Raw genomic sequence first — 17,388 nt, 5'->3', positions numbered from 1 at the left:
CCGTTGTCCTGCTTCCACTTCCTGAAAACGGGTCTGCTGATCGTGGCGCTTGCCACACTCGTCGGATGCAAGGAACCGCCGGTTCCGCCCGAGGTCCCGCTGGCGTTACGCCAGGAACAGGACCTCTGGCGGGCCGGCGCATCCGTTTATGCGCCGGGCGATTACGCCGCCTACAAGGTCGCCCTCGAAGCGGCTCGCGACCTCCTCAACCACGAGCGGTCCCGCATGGTCTGGTTGCGCGACTACGACCCGGTGGCCCTCCGGTTCCGCGCTGTCCTGCAGCAGGGAGAAGGTCTGCAGCAGCAGATTGCCGCCGTCAGCTCTGCCGAATCGGCAGCGGCCCGGGAACGCCTTGAACAGCTGGCCGGGGTGCTGCGGTTGCTCCGCGACCTCGCCGATGAGCTCAAGGACGGTCGTCTCGCCGGTCGCCGCCTGGCCATTGCCGAGGTCGATCTCGGCGAGGCGAGGCGTCTGATGCGGGCCGGCGAGGTTCGGGCCGCCGCCCCGCTCCTCGATCGCGCCAGCCGGGAGATTCGGGAGAAGGTGCGTCTGGTGCTGCCGCTGGTCGCGCGTTTTGGCGAGCCGCTGCAGTTGCGTCAATGGCGGCGCATGGTCGACGATTCGATCGCCGAAGCCCGCCGGCAGGGAGACTATCTCCTGATCGTCAGTAAGCTGGAACGGGAAGTGATCGTCTACCGGGGCGACCGGGAAATCCGTCGCTACCCGGCCGGATTCGGTTTCAACCTGCTCAGCGACAAGCTCCACGCCGGAGACAAGGCGACTCCCGAGGGGCGGTACCGGGTGGTCAGAAAAAACCCCCAGAGCCGCTATTTCAAGGCCCTGCTCCTCGATTATCCGAACACCGAAGACCGCCGTCGCTTCCTGCAGGCGAAACGGGAAGGGAAGATTCCCGCCCATGCCGGCATTGGCAGCCTGATCGAGATTCATGGCGGTGGCCGCAAGGGGCTGACCAACGGTTGCGTCGCCCTGGAGGATGGTGACATGGCGACCCTCTTCGAGCTGGTGCCGGTAGGGACCGCCGTCACCATTGTCGGCAGCCTGCGCCCGGACAACCCGCTGGCCGTCGCCCTGCGGGAGCTCAAATGAACGTCGAATCGAAACCGACCCGGGTTCAGCTCTTAGGCAGCTGGGCGCCATCGCCCGCGGGTCCTCGGTGGCGCCTTTGCCGACAACGGACTCTGCTGCTGATTCCGGTTTTGGTCCTGGCTCTTCTGCTGGTTCTGGCCCAGGGGGCGGGTTGGTTCATTGCCCACCGGGAGGTGCCCCTGCTGCACGATACCGGCAGTGCCGATCCGCTGCCGGCCCCGGCCAAGCTGCCGGGTGCCATCAAGAGCCTGCAACGTAAACTCGCCGCGCTCGCCCCCAAAGGAATCTTCGTTGTGGTCGATACCGCCGCCAACCGGGTAATGCTACGGCGCGGGGAGGAGACCCTGCGCACCATGGTCGCGTCCTGCGGCAGCGGGAATGTGCTGGAGGACCCAGCTGGTGGCCGCAGCTGGACCTTTGAAACTCCGCGCGGGAGTTTTTCGGTCCAGTCCAAGGTCAATAATCCGCTCTGGATCAAACCCGACTGGGCCTATCTCGAAGAAGGGGAGGCGATCCCCCGCAACCGGGCCGAGCGCGCCCAGCCGGGGATGCTCGGCGAGTACGCCGTCGGTATCGGCCAGGGCTATTTCATCCACGGCACCCTCTACAAGCGCCTCCTCGGGCGCAATGTTTCCCATGGCTGTGTCCGCCTCGGCGATGAAGATCTGACCGCCCTGGTGAAGAGCGTTCCCCTCGGCACCCGGGTGATCATTTACTGATGAACCGCCTGATTCTCCTTTTCCCGCTATTTGTCTTATTCTCGGCTATCGCCGTGGCTTCTCCTGCCACTGACCCGGGGGAACTGGCTCGCGATTACCGGTTGCTCCGGCACGAACTGCGGCTGGCGGGGGAGAATCCGCTCTATTTCGTCTTCGATCTGCCGCAACAGACGGTCAGCTTCCGCGCCAAAGGATTGAGCGTCGTTTTCCTGCCGGTGGCGGGATGGGGGCGATGGGGCCCTCGCACTGCTGACCGCATTGCAATATTAACCGGCAAGGAGAGTCTTTCCGCACCGCAGCGAACCAGGATTCGGGTCGCACCGGTGGCCGAAACTCCGGCGCTTACCGAGGCCGGCAACCTCGACGCGCTGGAACTCGATGACATGCCGCTGCGCTATCGACTGATCCTCGACGACGGTACCGTGATCCGGGTGATCCCGGTCCAGACCGGAATCTTTGCCCGCATCCTTGCCGGCATGCGCTGGTTGGCCTGGTACCTGTCGCGGCCGTTGATTTCCGACTGGAATTTCCTGCGTGGAAAGACCTATACTGAGCTGGTGCTGGCGTTGCAGCCCGATGACGCGCGGCTGCTTTACTGGTCCTTTACGGCCGGCGGTCGCTGCCTGCTGCGGTGGCCGGCGCCCTGAGTTCGGCACTCCCCCTCCCGGCGAGGCCTATTTTGCAAATCGATCATGGCCGGAAAGCGTTCCGGTTTTTCCCCAGGGTGACTCTGCGCACCCGGCTGATGGGCCTGATGCTGCTCACCAGCTCCTGTCTGATCACCGTTCTCATCCTCTTCTACTACCAGTCGGAAAAAGCTCTCTATAACGAGTTTCAGCGCCAGACCACCCAGCTTGCCAAGGCGATCGAAGTCGGCCTGCACGGCAGCGCCGCTGCCAATCTCGGGGCGCCGGAACAGCTGCAGGCCTACCTTTCCAGCCTCAATACCCGGGGGGTGCGGGAGATTTCGGTGATCAGCAGTGCCGACCGCATTCTCGCCAGCACCAACCGCGAATCGGTCGGCAAGTGGATTACCGAGCACCGCAAGGAACTGATCTTCAAGGCGGAGCTGGGGGAGCCGGTGACCGGGGAAGGGCAGGTCTACAACGTCATCGTGCCGGTGGCCAGCGACGGCCAGACCATGGGCTATATTCACCTGGCCCTGAATACGGACGATTTTTCCGTCTTCCTGCGGGCGAGCGCCATTCGCCGAATTCTCGGCGCCCTCATCATCCTGGCTCTGGGCACGGTGATGGCCTTCTTTCTCGCCGGTCACTACACCCGGCCGATTCAGCAGATGGTGGTCGCCGCCGGTGAGGTCGCCAGCGGTAACCTCGAGCAGGAACTGCCGGTTGCCCGGCGCGACGAGATCGGGGATTTGGCGCGCAGTTTTCAGGATATGCTGCTGCGTCTGCGCGAGGACCGCCAGCTCGGAGAACGACTGCGGGCCGCCGAGCACCAGGCGAGCCTGGGCCAGGTCGCCCGCAATATTGCCCATGAAATCCGCAATCCCCTCAATTTCATCAGTCTTTCCATCGATCATATGCGCGACGTCTATTGCCCCGACGACCCGCAGGGGGCCGAACGCTACCAGCGCATGGTCGGAAATATCAAGGGCGAGATCCAGCGGATCAGCCGTTTCGTCGAGAACTACCTCGAATATGGCCGCCCCCTGGAGCTCCAGTGCCGGCCCCTCGCCCCGACCGCACTTCTCGATGAGCTCCTCGACCTGATCGCCGCCCGCGCCCGGGAACAGGGAATCGAAGTGCAGCGCAATTACGGCGATCTGCCGCTGTTGCAGGCCGATCCGGACTTTCTGCGCACCTGTCTGCTCAATATCATCGTCAACGCCTGTGAGGCGATGCCCGAAGGAGGAGGCCTCGAGGTGACGGGAAAAATCGACGGGGCGAAAGTGCTGCTGGAGTTTCGGGACAACGGCTGCGGTGTGGCCGCCGCCGAACAGGAACGGATCTTCGAACCCTTTTTCACCACCAAGGAGAAGGGGCTGGGGCTCGGCCTGGCGCTGACGCGGCGCCTGATCGAAGAACATGGCGGGCGCGTCGATTTTGCCAGCAGTCCGGGGATCGGTACGACCGTGTCGGTACGGCTGCCCCTGCCAGGGAGGGATGCATGAAACCATCGGTCCTGATCGTCGACGACGAACCGCTGCAACGGGACATTCTCGAAACGATCCTCGCCGAGGCCGGTTACGAGGTTCAGACCGCTGCCACCGGCCGCGAAGCTTTGCAGCGGACGCGCTCCCTGCGGCCGGACGTGGTCCTCTCCGACCTGCGCATGGCCGGCATGGACGGCATGGGGCTCCTCGACGCCCTGAACGAATGCCAGCCGTCACCGACCGTCATCATGGTCACCGCGCACGGCACCATCACTTCGGCGGTCGAAGCGGTCAAGCGCGGCGCCTTTGACTACCTGACCAAACCCCTCGACAAGGAACAACTCCTGCTGGCGGTGCGCAAGGCTTGCGAGCGGAGCCAGATTCTGCGCGAGAACATGCAGCTGCGGCAGCAGCTCTATGACCGTTTTCGCATGGAAGGGATCATTGGCCGGTCGCCGCGCATGCATGCCGTGATCGAACTGCTGAAGCGGGTTTCGGGAGCGCCGGCGACGGTGATGCTGCGGGGGGAGAGCGGCACCGGCAAGGAGCTGGTGGCGCGCGCCATTCATTACAACAGCCCCCGTCGCGGCCGTCCCTTCACGGCGCTCAATTGTGCCGCGATCCCCGAGAACCTCTTCGAAAGCGAACTCTTTGGCTACGAAGCCGGGGCTTTTACCGGGGCGGTCGGGCGTCGCGAAGGGCTGATCGAGGTCGCCAACGGTGGCACCCTCTTTCTCGATGAAATCGGGGATCTGCCGCTGACCATGCAGTCGAAGCTGCTGCGGGTGCTGCAGGACCGCGAAATCCGGCGCGTTGGCGGCAAGGAACAGGTCAAGGTCGACGTGCGCATTATCTCGGCCACCAACAAGGACCTGGAGCAGGCGGTGGAGCAGAAGTCCTTTCGCGAGGATCTCTATTACCGCCTCAATGTCGTCTTTATCGAGTTGCCCCCCCTGCGCGAGCGGGTGGAAGATATTCCGGCCCTGGTCGAACACTTCCTGGCCAAGTACAACGCCGAGTTCGGACGCCGGGTGCGCGAAATCCGGCCCGATGCCTTGCGCGCGCTGCAGGAATTCCGTTGGCCGGGCAATGTCCGGCAGCTCGAAGCCGTCATCGAGCGGGCCCTGCTCCTCAGCGACAGCGACGTGTTGAGCCTGGCGGATATCCGCCCCCTGCTGGTGAGCCGCCGCAGCGAGCGCCATCTCTGGGCCGAACTACCGGCCGACGGCATCGACCTTGAGGCCGTCGAAAAGGAGTTGCTGCACAAGGCGCTGGTTCGCTCCGGCGGGGTGGCGACCCGGGCGGCCAAACTACTGCACATGAACTACAAGCAGTTTCTCTATCGGGCGGAGAAATACGGCATCAAGGCCGGCGATGGGGACGGCGCGTCATGAGATTGGATTAAACAATTGTCCTTGGCGAACTGGCGCGGAGCGTGCTAGGTTAGGCATCGTTAAGTTTTTCCCGGACCTTGACGGTCCCGTTGCCAGCCCTTGCCGGAGGTGAAGATGATGAAGTTGAGTCGTTGCTCAAAGTTTGTCCATGCTGGAATTATCCTGGTTGCCGCGATTGCGGTCCTCGCCCTGGGGGCCCTGCCGGCCGCCGCCGAGACCTTCCGTATTGCTATTATGCAGGCCCAGAAAGGGGCCGCTGAGAAATTCGCGCCCCTGGAGCAATACCTCGCCAAACGTGGCGTGGAGGTCGAGCTGGTCCCGACCACCGGTTACACCCAGGCGGCCCACATGTTCGCCGAGGGGAAAGCCGACGGCATGTTCAGCGGTTCCGGCGTCGCCGGAACGATGATCATCAAGGACCTCGCCTATCCGGTGGTGCGCCCGGTCAACATGCAGGGCGTCAGCACCTACTGGGCGGTCGTCATTGCTCCCAAGGGAGCCGCCCCCTTCGTCCCCGACGCCAGCTATTTCCAGGGGAAACGGGTCGTCTACTGCGCCCTCGCTTCGTCCGGTGAGTTCTTCTTCCGTTCCCTCCCGGGGGCCCTGGCAGCGGCCAAATCGACGGCGATCGCCCCCTCCCACCAGGCGGCGATTGACGCTGTTGCCAAGGGGGAGGCGGATGTGGCCATCGTCAAGAACCTGGTTTGGAACAATCTCAAGGCCCAATATCCCGCCCTGGTCGAAGTCGGCAGCGATGCCGGCCAGAATCCGAACGACGCCCTGATTATTTCCAAACAGACCGATCCCGCCTTCGTCAAGCGTCTCACCGGGATATTGCTCAAATTGCAGAGCGACGAGAGCGAGGAGGCGAAATCGGCGCGGGCCGGCCTGAACATTCTTGGCTACGTTATTACTTCCGCCAACGACTTCCAGCACACTCTCGAGCTGCTGCGCAGCTCCGGTGTCGACCCCAACTTCGATTTTCACTTCTGATCCGAAGTAGCAGCTGCCTTGAACAAAGAACGGGGATGCCTCTGGCATCCCCGTTCTTTGTTGCATCGAGTTAAAACTATTACGGACTCAGTTGCCGAAGATTTTCTTCAGGGTTCGATCGGCGTCGATTCCGCCGGTACCGAATTTCTCGTCGAGCTTGCGCTGCAGCTTCCCGGTCCCCCGGTTGAGCTTTTGTTCTATCAGGGCGTCGATACCCCGCCGGGTCGCCTCCTTCTTCAAGGCCTTGGTCATGGCGGCAAAGACGATTTTCGCCAGCTCTTCCCCGGTGACCCCGGCGCTGCCGCCGATTTCGTGCAGGACGATGGGGGGTAGGGTGCCGCTGTAACTTTTCTGGCCGATGGCCGAAAGGTCGATCTCTGCGCCGGCGTCTGCAATCGTCAAGGTTCTGATCCGCAATCGTTTTTCCCCGGCAGCGGAAGTTTCTGTGGTCGATCCTCTGCTGCCGCTGGCAAGACCCTGGTTGAAGCGGTCGAGATTCGACTCGCCCCGGGAGTTGAGTTCAAAACGCAGCCGTGGGGCGATGATGCGTATCTCTTCGAGGGTTGGCAGGTTGCCGGTAATGCTGGCCGGTTCGAGCTGCAGGCTGATCTCCCCCAGGGCGAACAGTGGCTGGGCGCTGAATCCATCGGGGTTGGCCACATCGAGGCCACGGATGGTCCCCCGGGCCTGGTCAAGATCAATCTGGACGCCAGCGACCGTGACCCTGGTCCCGGCGGCCCGGGAGCCTTCGGATTCAATCCCCCTCTTGACCAGGGCGTCAAGGTTGTCAACGAGGAAGAAAATACCTGCGGCCAGGGCCAGCACGAAGAGGAAGATGCCGGTGCCGATTGCTTTACCGGTATTCATGGGGGAAAGTTCTCCGTTGGGGCTGTGGGTTCCTTCCTAGCCTAGTGCCTGGAAGGTACTTTGGCAAGTCGCCCGATCCGGGTGCGGCGCGAGGGGCTCAGTCGCTCTTCTCTCCGCTGAGGGGCTTGCGCAGGTGGACCGGGGGGCGCACCGGTTTGCGCACCTTCATGTTGAGAAGCTCGACGCCGACGGAAAAGGCCATGGCAAAGTAAACATAGCCGCGGGGGACGTGAAGCCCGAGGCCATCGGCGATCAGGGTGACGCCGATCAGGATCAGAAAAGAGAGTGCCAGCATCTTGAAGGTCGGGTGGTCTTCGACGAAACGCCCGATTGGGCCGGCTGCGAACATCATCACGCCGACCGCCACGACGATGGCGACGATCATCACCCAGAGGTCCCTTGCCAGGCCGACCGCAGTAATTACCGAGTCGAGGGAAAAGACGATATCGAGCAGGGTGATCTGGATCAGGATGCCGGCAAAGGAAGAGGCGAGGCGCCGGTCCGATTCTCCCTCGGTTCCCTCAAGGCTGCTGTGGATTTCGTGGGTGCTCTTGAAGAGGAGGAAGAGGCCGCCGCCGAAGAGGATCAGGTCCCGCCCGGAAATCGGATGTTCGAGGACCGTCAGCAGGGGTCGGGAGAGGCCCATGATCCAGGTGAGGGAGACCAGCAGCAGGATCCGGGTCAGCATCGCCAGGCCAAGCCCGATAACGCGCCCCTTGGACTGCTGGTGGGGCGGGAGCCTGGCAACCAGGATCGTTATGAATATGATGTTGTCGATGCCGAGAACAATTTCCAGGGCGGTCAGGGTGACCAGGGCGAGCCAGATTTGCGGGTCGAGCAGAAAATCCATGGCGGTATCACTCTCCGAAGGTAGGGAAGGCGCATTATAGCAGCAGGCGTGAGGAATGCCAGAGAGAGAAGGGTCTAGCCGAAGCGGGGAGGCGGTCAGGAGCGTGGGATGTTGACTGAAATCAGCAGCAGGTCGTCGCTGCCGCTGTTGCGATAGCCGTGACGTTCACCAGCGACAACCCTGACAATCGAACCGGGAGCGACGGGAAATTCCCGGTCCGCCACCGCCACCAGCCCGACCCCTTCCAGGATGTAGAAGAGGTGGTCGTAGGAATCCGCGTGCTCGGCAAAAGAACCTCCCGGCGCGACCCGGGTCAAGACGATCCGGGTCGCGCCGTCAAGCAGGGTCTTGCCGAATACCCCCTGGGTAAATTGTGGCCGAACCGGTTGCCAGGGGAGCGCTGCTTCGTCTTCGATCCTTGCCATCTTCACCTCTCCGGTCCTCCCTTATTCCGGGGCGGAAGGGAACCGGTCGATGCCCCCGGATCAGTGCGATGCCGGGGAAGAAAAGATCCGCTGGAAAAAGTCGGCCATTGCCTGCCACGATTCCTGGTCCACCTTGGCGTTGTAGGCCAGGGGGAGATTGAACTTCTGGCCATAGGCATCGGCATCGGAATTGGTGAAGCTGTGCTTGGCGCCAGGGTAACTGATCAACTGGAAGTCGGCGCCGGCCGTCGTCATCTCCTCTTTGAAGGCGGCGACCTGTTCCGGCGGCACGAAGGGGTCCTCCGCGCCGGTCAGTACCAGGATGCGGGCTTTCACCTTCCCCGGTTCCGCCGGGGCTCCGGTGCCGAGGCTGCCGTGGAAGCTGACGACGCCGTCGATATCGACACCGGCCCGGGCCATGGCGAGGACGATGCCGCCGCCGAAACAGTAACCGATGGCGGCGATCCGGTCGGGATCGACCCCAGGCTGCTGCTTGAGAAGTTCGAGGCCGGCGAGGAAGCGTTTCTTTGCCAGCGGCAGGTCCTTGCTGACAGCGCTGGAGAACTTGCCGGCGGTTTCCGGATGGATGGCGGTCTTGCCGTCGCCGTACATATCGACCGCCAGGGCGGTATACCCCATTCCGGCCAGCATCTTGGCACGCGTGCGGGCATAGTCGTTAAGGCCCCACCATTCATGAACAACGAGGATGCCCGGGTGCTTGCCGGTGAGGGCGGGGTCGGCGGCCAGAAATCCCTTGAGGGTGGTGCCGTCACCGGCAGAGTAGTCGACTTCATGCCCCTCTACATCAGCAAGGGCGGTACCGGTAAGGGCGAAAAAAGCAAGGCAGAGGAGGAAGTTCCGGATCATGGTCATGTCTCCTTGTGCGGATGGCTTTTAAAGATGACCAGCAAGGTTCTCCTTTGGCCATTATATGCCGATCGGGAAAAATTTCCATCGCCGGCGCATGGAAAAAAAGGGCGACCTGCAATGGCTGGTCGCCCCGCTGAGTTATGGGCCCTGGAGATGGCCTTGAAGGGAATTGGTGGGGGCGATTTATTCGGAAACCTTGCCGCGCAGGGCCTTGATGCGCCCGCGATGGCTCTTGCCGGCGATCCGCTTTTCCCGGGCGGCCTTGCCGGGGCGGGTCGGACGGCGTGCCTTCGGGACCGCCGCGACGCTGCGGATCAGAGTGGCCAGGCGTTCCAGGGCATCGGCGCGGTTTCGTTCCTGGGTGCGGTGCCGCTGGGCCTTGAGGATGATGACGCCGTCGCTGGTAAGGCGGCGGTCATGAAGGGCGAGGAGGCGTTCCTTGTAGAAGTCCGGAAGGGAGGAGGGGCCCACCGCAAATCGTAGATGGATGGCGGTGGCGACCTTGTTGACATTCTGGCCGCCGGCCCCCTGGGCGGGAATCGCGGTCAGCTCCACTTCGCTGAGAGGAATGGCCAGATCGGGGCTGATGTGCAGCAGGCTGCTGGAAAGTTCGCTGGCGATAATTCTCCTCCTTGTCCCCGGTGCGTCAACGCAACCCCTTGGCGGCGAGTTCCGCAAGAAGCGCCGGCCCCTGGGCGAAGCTGTCAAAGATAATCGCTGATGTCATCGTCGCCGAAGTGATGGCGTCGACCTGGGCGGAAAAGGGGCGGGGACTGGCCAGGGAACTCCCGAGGAGCCGCCGGCGCATGGTGGCGATTTCAGCCTCGTTCCAGTCGACATTGCCGTACTTGGTCAATTGCAGCGGGACAAAGCCGATCACCTCTCCCTGGGGAGTGAAGAGATAGATAAAGTGAACGTCATGGCAGATATCGCAGATCGAGGAGCGGCTGACGACCTCGGCAAAGAGGGTCCGGCGCTCGGCCCCGCTTTGCACCAGGCCGCGGTAGACCTGGCGGCCGCTCGGCAGCTCTACTGGGGCGAGATCGACAATCCGGTCGGCATGGGCGATAAAGGCCTGGCGTACCCGGGAATCGAGTTCCTCGGAGGTGAATAGCTGGCGGATCGCCTGGCGACCCTCGGCATTCTGCCCGGCCGCCTGGCGAATGGTGCCCGGGTCCGTATTCGCCAGCGCCTTGAGCTCGGCAAAGAGTTCCCGGTAATGGGTGTTGAGCCCGAGGTGGGTGGCGGCCACGATCCCGGCCTCTCCCTGGGGACGTTGCCGGACATAGAGGCTGAAGGGGGTCGCCGTCCCCCCGACCGCCCGCCAGACGGCGAATTCCGGGTCGGGGAGGACCGGGAACGGAACCTGGAAACTGCTGGTGAAGCGATCGATCTCATCCCATTTGCTCGCCACCCCGATACCGAGGAGCTTGATTCGGCCGCGAGTGGCGGGGTCGGCCTCGATCATCCGGTAGAGTTCGTTGTAGGAGGGCGCCTGCATCTGGCAGTGGGGACAATAGACGCTGAGGAGTTCCACCAGGACGACTTCGGCGGCCACCTCGCTAAGGCGGAAGGTCGGCTGGTCACCGAGACCGAGGTAGGCGCGCCGGGCCGGATCGATGGGGGTCGGCAGGGTAACCTCGGGGAAGAGGGCGCCGCGGTCGAGGGGACGGTTCTCCGCGGCGGCCACGGGCCCGGTCGCCAGCAACAGGGCAGCGGTCAAGGGGGCGAACAGGTAACGCCAGCTCTTCATAAACTCTCCTCAGCGGTGCTGCTGCCCAGGTCTTCCAGGCTGGCAAGAAGCTCCTGCAGGCGTGGCGTACACCGCCTGCCGCCGCAGGGTCCGCTGCCGGCGCCGGTCGCCTTTTGCAATTCGGGGAGCGTCCTGGTTCCGGCGGCGACCAGGTTGAGAAAGGTCCGGCGGCGGATTCCCTTGCAGATGCAGACCACCTTCAGCCCTTCGATGATTTCAGCTTCGTTCATCTCGATCCTTTCTTCCCGGGAGAAGGTGGCTGCTCGACTTTCGCTGCCGGCTTGATATCGAGCAGCGCGGTGCCGTCGAGGCAATCGAGCCCCCGTACCTCGATGCTGTTTCCGGAGCAACGTTCGATCCGTACCACGCCGGCGCCGATCGGGTTGGGGCGGTTGGGGGTGCGCAGGGCAAAGACTCCGCCCTCTTCCCCGGTAATGCGGGAGGCCTGGTGAAGCCGGAGGCGGTCGGCACGGTCGAGCCAGTATAGCACGAGAATCGTCTGCCCCGGCTGCAGTCCGCAGAGCGCCGGGGCATACTCGGGAGCGAGCACCAGCCGACAGACGGGGCCATCGGGCTCGATATTCCGCGGGCAATCCTCAAGCCGCCGCCAGGGTGTCTCGATGTGACCGACGCTGCGCAGTTGCATCTCAGCAGCAGGCGGCATCGGCCAGGCCCTGCTGCAATTCGCCTAGGGAGGTGACGGTCAGGGTCGGGGTGAATTCCCAGGGGTCGAAGCTGCTCGACGTGCTGCGGCGTACCCAGGCTGCACGCATGCCGGCGGAGAGGGCGCCGATGACATCGAAGGGATTGCCGGAAATCATCCAGGCGGCGGCCCCGGCCGCACCGGCACGCCGCAGGAAGTGGGCATAGACTGCGGGGTTCGGCTTGAAACTCGAAATCTCGCCGGTGCTGATCACGTCCCGGAAGTGATGGGCGATGCCGGCATGCTCCAGCAGGGAAGCGACATCATCCGCCCTGCCGTTGGAAAAGGCGAAGAGACGATGGCCCGCCGCAGCCAGCGCCGGCAGGGCTTCCGTCACCTCCGGGAAGGCCGGGAGGCGTCGATACCCGGCCAGAAGTTCCTCGCGGTCGGAAGCTGCGATGGGGACTCCGAGGGTATGGCAGCTCCAGTCGAGGGCCTGGCGGGTACAGACGGAGAAGTCGGCGTAATTCTGCATCAAGCCCCGGCGGAAGGAGTATTCAAGCTGCTTGTTGCGCCAAAGGGTGGATAGCTCGGTGGCGCGGTCTCCCACCAGCTGGCGCAGTCCGGTGACCACTCCGGCAGTGTCGATCAGGGTGCCGTAGACATCAAAGGCGAGAGTTGCGGCCATGGTTTCCTCTTTCGTTGCAGGGCAAGGGAGTGGCTTCTCTCCAGTTTACCTTGAAACAGGCGGACGGCCAGAGTGGCAGAGGCTATGATCCTTGGCGGTCAGTCGATCACCGTTACGGCGGTTATGACCACCGGTTCTTCGGGGACATCCTGGTGGCCGGCGCTGGCGCCGGTGGCGACCTGCTCGATGGTGTAGACCACATCCATGCCGTCAACGACCTTGCCGAAGACGGCGTAGCCGAAGAGTTCCGGGCGCAGTCCGCCGTGATCGAGAGATTTGTTGTCGGCGGTATTGATGAAAAACTGGGCGGTCGCACTGTCAACTTCCGCGGTGCGGGCCATGGCGATCGTCCCGGTCCGGTTTTTGAGCCCGTTGGCAGCCTCGTTCCGGATCGGCTCCGCGGTCGGCCGTTCCTGCATCTCCGGCGTCATGCCGCCCCCCTGGATCATGAACCCGGGGATGACGCGGTGAAAGATCGTGCCGTCATAATGGCCGGACCGGGCATAGCGGATGAAATTGGCCACCGAAAGGGGGGCCTTGGCGGCATCCAGTTCGAGGAGGATTTCACCCAGGGAGGTCTCCATCTGGATTAACGGGTTGCCAGTGCTCATCGTCGAACTCCTGATCGAAAAGGGAAGGGGATGGTTGGGGGTTGCCAATGGGGCTGTTATGCCGCCATCCCCGGCGATTGTCAAGGGGCGGTCGGATTGGCCTTTTATTTGCTACGGTTGAACGCCAATCCCCGAACGGACGACCCTCTGCCTGGCCGGTTCAAGGCTGCTGCAACCGTGAATTTTCGCGAGGGGTGTGCAGAAGCTGTTGGTTCCGGCGCTTTGCCGTGGCGGGTATGGACGCGGATGCTCCGGTGGCTCTGGGGAGGGGTGCTGCCTGGAATGACAAAAATGAGCACGCGATCGGTTTTTTGACGTGCTTTGCAGGAGGACCGGTATGAGTGAGAACCTGTTCAAGGTCGTGTTCAAGGGGGAGATCGGCTTCGATTTCGACGAGGATGAAGTCAAGGCCAACCTGCAGAAGTTTTCCGGGTTCAGCATGGACAAAATCGAGCGCCTCTTCGCAGGGGGGGCCCATGTCCTGAAGAAGAATGCCGAGCTGGACGCGGCAAACCGTTTTCGGGATGCCCTGATGCGGCTTGGGGCACTGGTCGAGGTTGAACCGATGCAGGCGCCGTCGCCGCCGATGCCGGAGCGGCCGCGGACGGTGGCGCCGGCGCGCCGGGCGGTCCCCGACTTCAAGTGCCCGGCCTGCGGGCAGGCTCAGGTCAAGGGGCAAACCTGCGTCGCCTGCGGGATCTTCTTTGAGAAGTACGAGGCGGCACAGAAACGCAAGGCCGAGGAACTGCAGCAGAGCATGTTCGGCGTCTCGAACGAAGCCGATGAGGTCAGCGTCAAGGCAGGCCCCGCCTTTTCCCAACTCGACACCCGCGCCCGGCTGGCGTTGGCGGGGCTGGCAGTGGGGATTGGGGTCTCCCTGCTGCAGGGGTACTTCTTTGGCCGGCACCTCGAACTGATCGGTTTTATCATCCTGACGACTATTCTGTTGCTGGTCCTGCTGTTCTCCTCGGTCTTCAGTGACCATGACCTCCTTGACGGCTTCGGCAACAACCTTGCCGTCGAGATGGAACCCTACCTGCGCATCGATCGGCGCCAGGAATGGTGGCCGCGCAAGGTGACCTATACCCTGGTGGTGCTGGGAGCGCTCCTCTATTACGGGCTGGTAATCCATCTGTCGCCAGGGATGGTAGCGGACAATCTCGCATTCTTCCCCGGGCGACCGGCGGCCTGGAATGTCATTCCGGGTGTGCTTCTCTCGCCCCTGCTGCACGTGCGCAGTGGGCAACTCTGGGGGAGCCTCCTCTTTCTCTGGGCGCTCGGTATGGCCCTCGAACCACGCCTTGGCAGCCTGCGCTTTGGACTGCTTTATTTCGGCCTGGCGGTTGTCGCCGGCGGGCTGGGCAGCCTTTTGCACCTTCTCCTCTTCGGCAGCCTGCCCCACGGTTTTGGCCCGGTCGGGGCGATTGCCGGTCTTTTCGGGTTCTGTCTGACCGGCGGGATCGGACCGATTCTGACCTTCTCCCTCCCCCTGCTCGGAGCCCTGCCGCTGGTCTATCCCCTCGGTTTCGCGGTCCGCTTCAACACCCTGGCCCTGCTCGCTTTTTTTCTTTACGCCGGACTTGGTGGCGGCTTCGCCATCGAGCACAGCTTCCGCGCCGCCTTTGGCTGGCAGCTGGTCCCCCTCGTCGGTCTTTGCAGCGGCATGCTGGCCGGATATTTCTTCCCGGTTCAGGAGGGGGATTCGCTGGCAGAGAACCGGCGCCGGTAAAATCGACGGCCATTTTCCCGTCTTCTGTCAGAACTCATGGAAAGAGGATGAAGGGAGCGCCCCTGGCAAGGTGAAGCGGTCAGCGGCAGAGATAGTCCAGCACTTCAATCATCAGCCGGTTGGCCGCCGGCAGCCACTGGGGGGCGGCGCCGCGAATCGCCTCCTCGGTCTGGATGAAGGGTGCGCCGACCAGTTCCTCCCGACCGTTTTCCAGCAGGGCATCGAGACTCTCCGGTGTCGATTCGAGGTGGAACTGGAGCCCGATGACCCGGTCGCCGAGCTGGAAGGCCTGGTTGTGGCAGGCCTCGCTGCTCGCAAGCAGGTGGGCCCCCTGCGGGAGGTCGAAGGTTTCTCCATGCCAGTGGAGGACCTTGCAGCTGGCCGGGAAAGTGAAAAGGTCCGCCGGGCCGGGGCAGCCCCGGACCGGATACCAGCCGATCTCCTTGTGGGTATTCGGGTAGACGGCGGCGCCGAGGGCGCTGGCAATCAGCTGCGCCCCGAGGCAGACGCCGAGGACCGCCACGCCACCCTCGATAGCCGCCCGCAGGAATACTTTCTCGGCAGCCAGCCAGGGGTAGTCGGCGGCGTCGTTGACACTCATCGGTCCGCCCATGGCGATAACCAGGTCGAGGTCATGGGCGGAGGGGAGGGCCGGATCGACGAAAAACCGGGTCGTGGTCACCCGGGCCCCGCGCTCCGCCAGCCATTCGGCGATGCTGCCGATCCCCTCGAAAGGAACATGCTGGAGAATATGTACCCGCATCGAATGGTATCTCCTTGAAGATGGGTCGATAATCCGAAAACCGCTCCTTCCTGCTCCATCCCGGCTGCAGGCCCTTAGTTCCGGAGATCAAACCTTCCTGACAAACTCCGATTTCAGCTTCATGGCGCCGATGCCGTCGATCTTGCAGTCGATGTCGTGATCGCCTTCGACCAGGCGGATATTCCTGACCTTGGTCCCCACTTTCACCACCGCCGAAGAACCCTTGATCTTGAGGTCCTTGATCACCGTCACCGTATCGCCGTCGGCGAGCAGGTTGCCGTTGGCATCCCGACTGGGACGACCCTCTTCTTCCGACGCGGCCATCTCCCCGGTTATCGCCCATTCGTGTGAACATTCCGGACAGACATAGAGGGGTCCGTCCTCGTAGGTGTAGGGCGAACCGCACTCGGGGCAGGGGGGGAGCTCACTCATAACAGTCTCCTTGAGGTTATTCCTGTTGAGTCTTCGGGTAAGCCCCGGCGTTGCCGCTGCGCCCAAAGCTGCAAGAGGGCCTGGTCGGTTCCGGGACGACTTCGCCGCAGGTACGGCGGCGGAGGTCATCATGCCGCAGTGGCCGGAGAAAATGCAACCCGCATTTCCTCCCTTTTTCAACTCGGGGAAGAAACTTCCTGGTAATCGGCGCTTCCGATCGCTACAGGTAGCCTGCCCCGTTCCTCCTGTCCACGATCCTGTCCACTCTCCTTGGCAGCGGCGCCGATTGGGCGAGGGGTGGGCATGAGGCAACAAGGAAATCCCCCTGATCAGCAAACCGGCCCAGAAGTACATCCTCCTGCCACCTCTGTCTTGGGAACTGGCTCACCTCGGTGACAACGGCAGGTGTCTGGAGCCAGGCTGAAAATTCACCTCAGGTAAAAAATCCGCTTGACAACAAGGTTGGAATATTTTAAATAAAGACGAATTAAAATATAACCAGGAAGGTCAGCAAATGTCGCTGACCTTCCTGGTTGGTCGTTTACGTAGCCCTGTGACAACAAAGATGACCGTTGCGGTTATATTTTGGATCGCCGGGCGGTCCATTCACGCCGAGGGAAAGGGGAAGAAAATGCAAGGTCAGGAGCGGAGGGTATTGCCGCAAACAGCTGCGCCATCATGCACAAACAACCTAAGGAGAGCACTATGAAATTCGAGAGGATTTGGAAGGTCGTTGTCTGCCTGTTAACAGCTTCTATCATGGTCGGTGGTCTTGTTGCTACCGCCGCCGCCGAAGACTTCAAACCCTACGGTATCCGTCTCCGGGGACTGGCCGTCATCCCGAACGAAGATGCCGACAGCCAACTTGCCAGCCTTGACCTGGAAGTTTCCAACGACCTGACTCCTGAGCTTGACCTCGAGTATTTTTTCCTGCCCAGCCTGTCCACCGAACTGATTCTGGGTGTAAGCCGCCACGAAATCACCTCCAAGGGTGATTCCCTGGGGTCGACCTGGCTCCTGCCTCCGACTTTGACCGTCAAATACCATTTCGTGCCGAACAATATGATCAGTCCCTATCTGGGGCTGGGAGTCAATTGCGTGATTCCCTTCAAAGAAAAAGCCAACGGAATCAATGATTTCAATATCAGCAACAGCCTCGGCTGGGCCGCCCAGGTTGGTGCCGACGTGGCGCTTGGAAACAGCTGGTTTGCCAATGTCGATGTGAAATATCTCAGTGTGGAGACGGAGATGAAAATCGCCGGCGTCAAGTATGATCTCGACCTTAACCCGGTCGTGGCAGGCTTGGGAGTTGGTTACCGTTTCTAAACCAAAGATGCGATACCCTCCGCCTCTTTGCCCATTGCGGCACCTCCCGGTTCGAAGCCGGGGGTGCCGCAATCTCTTTTCCGGGCAAGTCTTTTGCCAGGG

General features: G+C 62.6%; 20 protein-coding genes. 8 read left to right on the top strand and 12 right to left on the bottom strand.

The window, feature by feature from the left end; genetic code table 11:
- Positions 1-3 precede the first annotated feature (3 nt).
- From ACYQ8E_RS04870 to ACYQ8E_RS04845, 6 genes are all read left to right on the top strand, one after another.
- Entirely contained in the window at positions 4-1,107 is a 1,104-nt protein-coding gene (locus ACYQ8E_RS04870; RefSeq protein ID WP_066727448.1) for a L,D-transpeptidase family protein, read from the top strand.
- Positions 1,104-1,826 (top strand): L,D-transpeptidase, encoded by a 723-nt coding sequence (locus ACYQ8E_RS04865; RefSeq protein ID WP_066727447.1) that lies wholly within the window; start codon positions 1,104-1,106, stop codon positions 1,824-1,826. The genes ACYQ8E_RS04870 and ACYQ8E_RS04865 overlap by 4 nt, the downstream gene beginning before the upstream one ends.
- Before the next feature lie 53 nt (positions 1,827-1,879).
- Entirely contained in the window at positions 1,880-2,473 is a 594-nt protein-coding gene (locus ACYQ8E_RS04860; protein ID WP_157471866.1) for a hypothetical protein, read from the top strand.
- A gap of 77 nt (positions 2,474-2,550) precedes the next feature.
- A complete protein-coding gene (locus ACYQ8E_RS04855) occupies positions 2,551-3,960 on the top strand; it encodes a sensor histidine kinase (protein WP_066727445.1) in 1,410 nt (469 codons plus the stop codon).
- Entirely contained in the window at positions 3,957-5,336 is a 1,380-nt protein-coding gene (locus ACYQ8E_RS04850; protein ID WP_066727444.1) for a sigma-54-dependent transcriptional regulator, read from the top strand. The genes ACYQ8E_RS04855 and ACYQ8E_RS04850 overlap by 4 nt, the downstream gene beginning before the upstream one ends.
- A gap of 114 nt (positions 5,337-5,450) precedes the next feature.
- A complete protein-coding gene (locus tag ACYQ8E_RS04845) occupies positions 5,451-6,329 on the top strand; it encodes a phosphate/phosphite/phosphonate ABC transporter substrate-binding protein (RefSeq protein WP_066727443.1) in 879 nt (292 codons plus the stop codon).
- An 87-nt stretch (positions 6,330-6,416) separates the two neighbouring features.
- Here the strand turns inward: ACYQ8E_RS04845 and ACYQ8E_RS04840 are convergent, their stop codons facing one another.
- The 10 genes from ACYQ8E_RS04840 to ACYQ8E_RS04795 form a co-directional block, all read right to left on the bottom strand.
- Positions 6,417-7,196, bottom strand: coding sequence for a DUF748 domain-containing protein (locus tag ACYQ8E_RS04840; RefSeq protein ID WP_459860299.1), 780 nt, complete (start codon positions 7,194-7,196; stop codon positions 6,417-6,419).
- A 97-nt stretch (positions 7,197-7,293) separates the two neighbouring features.
- Positions 7,294-8,046 carry a TerC family protein gene (locus ACYQ8E_RS04835; RefSeq protein ID WP_066727441.1) on the bottom strand — a complete coding sequence of 251 codons (753 nt, stop codon included), beginning with the start codon at positions 8,044-8,046 and terminating at the stop codon, positions 7,294-7,296.
- Between the two features lie 95 nt (positions 8,047-8,141).
- Positions 8,142-8,471, bottom strand: a complete 330-nt coding sequence (locus tag ACYQ8E_RS04830; RefSeq protein WP_066727440.1) for a cupin domain-containing protein — start codon at positions 8,469-8,471, stop codon at positions 8,142-8,144.
- A gap of 60 nt (positions 8,472-8,531) precedes the next feature.
- The gene (locus ACYQ8E_RS04825; protein WP_157471864.1) at positions 8,532-9,338 is read right to left on the bottom strand and encodes a dienelactone hydrolase family protein; all 807 of its coding nucleotides are present in this window, start codon (positions 9,336-9,338) and stop codon (positions 8,532-8,534) included.
- Positions 9,339-9,524: 186 nt separating this feature from the next.
- Complete coding sequence (gene arfB / locus ACYQ8E_RS04820; protein ID WP_066729786.1) at positions 9,525-9,938, bottom strand: alternative ribosome rescue aminoacyl-tRNA hydrolase ArfB; 414 nt, start codon at positions 9,936-9,938, stop codon at positions 9,525-9,527.
- 49 nt (positions 9,939-9,987) lie between these two features.
- Positions 9,988-11,094: a TlpA disulfide reductase family protein gene (locus ACYQ8E_RS04815; protein WP_066727438.1), complete on the bottom strand. Its 1,107-nt coding sequence runs from the start codon at positions 11,092-11,094 to the stop codon at positions 9,988-9,990.
- Positions 11,091-11,324, bottom strand: a complete 234-nt coding sequence (locus tag ACYQ8E_RS04810; RefSeq protein WP_157471863.1) for a (2Fe-2S)-binding protein — start codon at positions 11,322-11,324, stop codon at positions 11,091-11,093. The genes ACYQ8E_RS04815 and ACYQ8E_RS04810 overlap by 4 nt, the downstream gene beginning before the upstream one ends.
- The gene (gene tsaA, locus ACYQ8E_RS04805; RefSeq protein ID WP_066727437.1) at positions 11,321-11,758 is read right to left on the bottom strand and encodes a tRNA (N6-threonylcarbamoyladenosine(37)-N6)-methyltransferase TrmO; all 438 of its coding nucleotides are present in this window, start codon (positions 11,756-11,758) and stop codon (positions 11,321-11,323) included. The genes ACYQ8E_RS04810 and tsaA overlap by 4 nt, the downstream gene beginning before the upstream one ends.
- On the bottom strand, positions 11,742-12,425 hold the full coding sequence (locus tag ACYQ8E_RS04800; protein ID WP_066727436.1) for a haloacid dehalogenase type II: 684 nt from the start codon (positions 12,423-12,425) through the stop codon (positions 11,742-11,744). The genes tsaA and ACYQ8E_RS04800 overlap by 17 nt, the downstream gene beginning before the upstream one ends.
- Before the next feature lie 98 nt (positions 12,426-12,523).
- A complete protein-coding gene (locus ACYQ8E_RS04795; RefSeq protein ID WP_066727435.1) occupies positions 12,524-13,036 on the bottom strand; it encodes a peptidylprolyl isomerase in 513 nt (170 codons plus the stop codon).
- Between the two features lie 337 nt (positions 13,037-13,373).
- Between ACYQ8E_RS04795 and ACYQ8E_RS04790 the strand changes: the two genes are divergently transcribed.
- Entirely contained in the window at positions 13,374-14,765 is a 1,392-nt protein-coding gene (locus ACYQ8E_RS04790; protein WP_066727434.1) for a rhomboid family intramembrane serine protease, read from the top strand.
- A gap of 79 nt (positions 14,766-14,844) precedes the next feature.
- Here the strand turns inward: ACYQ8E_RS04790 and ACYQ8E_RS04785 are convergent, their stop codons facing one another.
- Both ACYQ8E_RS04785 and ACYQ8E_RS04780 read right to left on the bottom strand, forming a co-directional pair.
- The gene (locus ACYQ8E_RS04785) at positions 14,845-15,528 is read right to left on the bottom strand and encodes a type 1 glutamine amidotransferase (protein ID WP_066727433.1); all 684 of its coding nucleotides are present in this window, start codon (positions 15,526-15,528) and stop codon (positions 14,845-14,847) included.
- A gap of 87 nt (positions 15,529-15,615) precedes the next feature.
- On the bottom strand, positions 15,616-15,960 hold the full coding sequence (locus ACYQ8E_RS04780) for a zinc ribbon domain-containing protein YjdM (protein WP_066727432.1): 345 nt from the start codon (positions 15,958-15,960) through the stop codon (positions 15,616-15,618).
- 705 nt (positions 15,961-16,665) lie between these two features.
- On the opposite strand from ACYQ8E_RS04780, the gene ACYQ8E_RS04775 reads away from it, so the two are divergent.
- Entirely contained in the window at positions 16,666-17,286 is a 621-nt protein-coding gene (locus tag ACYQ8E_RS04775; RefSeq protein WP_066727431.1) for an OmpW/AlkL family protein, read from the top strand.
- Positions 17,287-17,388 lie beyond the last annotated feature (102 nt).

The sequence above is a fragment of the Desulfuromonas carbonis genome (assembly GCF_054658035.1).
The sequence above is the reverse complement of the archived record's forward strand: the minus strand, read 5'-3'. Positions and strand labels throughout refer to the sequence as shown.

Bases quoted from the DNA above. Each gene is read 5' to 3' on its own strand.
- ACYQ8E_RS04865 (WP_066727447.1), top strand. From the start codon at position 1,104: ATGAACGTCGAATCGAAACCGACCCGGGTTCAGCTCTTAGGCAGCTGG.
- ACYQ8E_RS04850 (WP_066727444.1), top strand. From the start codon at position 3,957: ATGAAACCATCGGTCCTGATCGTCGACGACGAACCGCTGCAACGGGAC.
- ACYQ8E_RS04845 (WP_066727443.1), top strand. From the start codon at position 5,451: ATGATGAAGTTGAGTCGTTGCTCAAAGTTTGTCCATGCTGGAATTATC.
- ACYQ8E_RS04840 (WP_459860299.1), bottom strand. From the start codon at position 7,196: ATGAATACCGGTAAAGCAATCGGCACCGGCATCTTCCTCTTCGTGCTG.
- ACYQ8E_RS04835 (WP_066727441.1), bottom strand. From the start codon at position 8,046: ATGGATTTTCTGCTCGACCCGCAAATCTGGCTCGCCCTGGTCACCCTG.
- ACYQ8E_RS04830 (WP_066727440.1), bottom strand. From the start codon at position 8,471: ATGGCAAGGATCGAAGACGAAGCAGCGCTCCCCTGGCAACCGGTTCGG.
- ACYQ8E_RS04825 (WP_157471864.1), bottom strand. From the start codon at position 9,338: ATGATCCGGAACTTCCTCCTCTGCCTTGCTTTTTTCGCCCTTACCGGT.
- ACYQ8E_RS04815 (WP_066727438.1), bottom strand. From the start codon at position 11,094: ATGAAGAGCTGGCGTTACCTGTTCGCCCCCTTGACCGCTGCCCTGTTG.
- ACYQ8E_RS04810 (WP_157471863.1), bottom strand. From the start codon at position 11,324: ATGAACGAAGCTGAAATCATCGAAGGGCTGAAGGTGGTCTGCATCTGC.
- tsaA (WP_066727437.1), bottom strand. From the start codon at position 11,758: ATGCCGCCTGCTGCTGAGATGCAACTGCGCAGCGTCGGTCACATCGAG.
- ACYQ8E_RS04800 (WP_066727436.1), bottom strand. From the start codon at position 12,425: ATGGCCGCAACTCTCGCCTTTGATGTCTACGGCACCCTGATCGACACT.
- ACYQ8E_RS04795 (WP_066727435.1), bottom strand. From the start codon at position 13,036: ATGAGCACTGGCAACCCGTTAATCCAGATGGAGACCTCCCTGGGTGAA.
- ACYQ8E_RS04790 (WP_066727434.1), top strand. From the start codon at position 13,374: ATGAGTGAGAACCTGTTCAAGGTCGTGTTCAAGGGGGAGATCGGCTTC.
- ACYQ8E_RS04785 (WP_066727433.1), bottom strand. From the start codon at position 15,528: ATGCGGGTACATATTCTCCAGCATGTTCCTTTCGAGGGGATCGGCAGC.
- ACYQ8E_RS04780 (WP_066727432.1), bottom strand. From the start codon at position 15,960: ATGAGTGAGCTCCCCCCCTGCCCCGAGTGCGGTTCGCCCTACACCTAC.
- ACYQ8E_RS04775 (WP_066727431.1), top strand. From the start codon at position 16,666: ATGAAATTCGAGAGGATTTGGAAGGTCGTTGTCTGCCTGTTAACAGCT.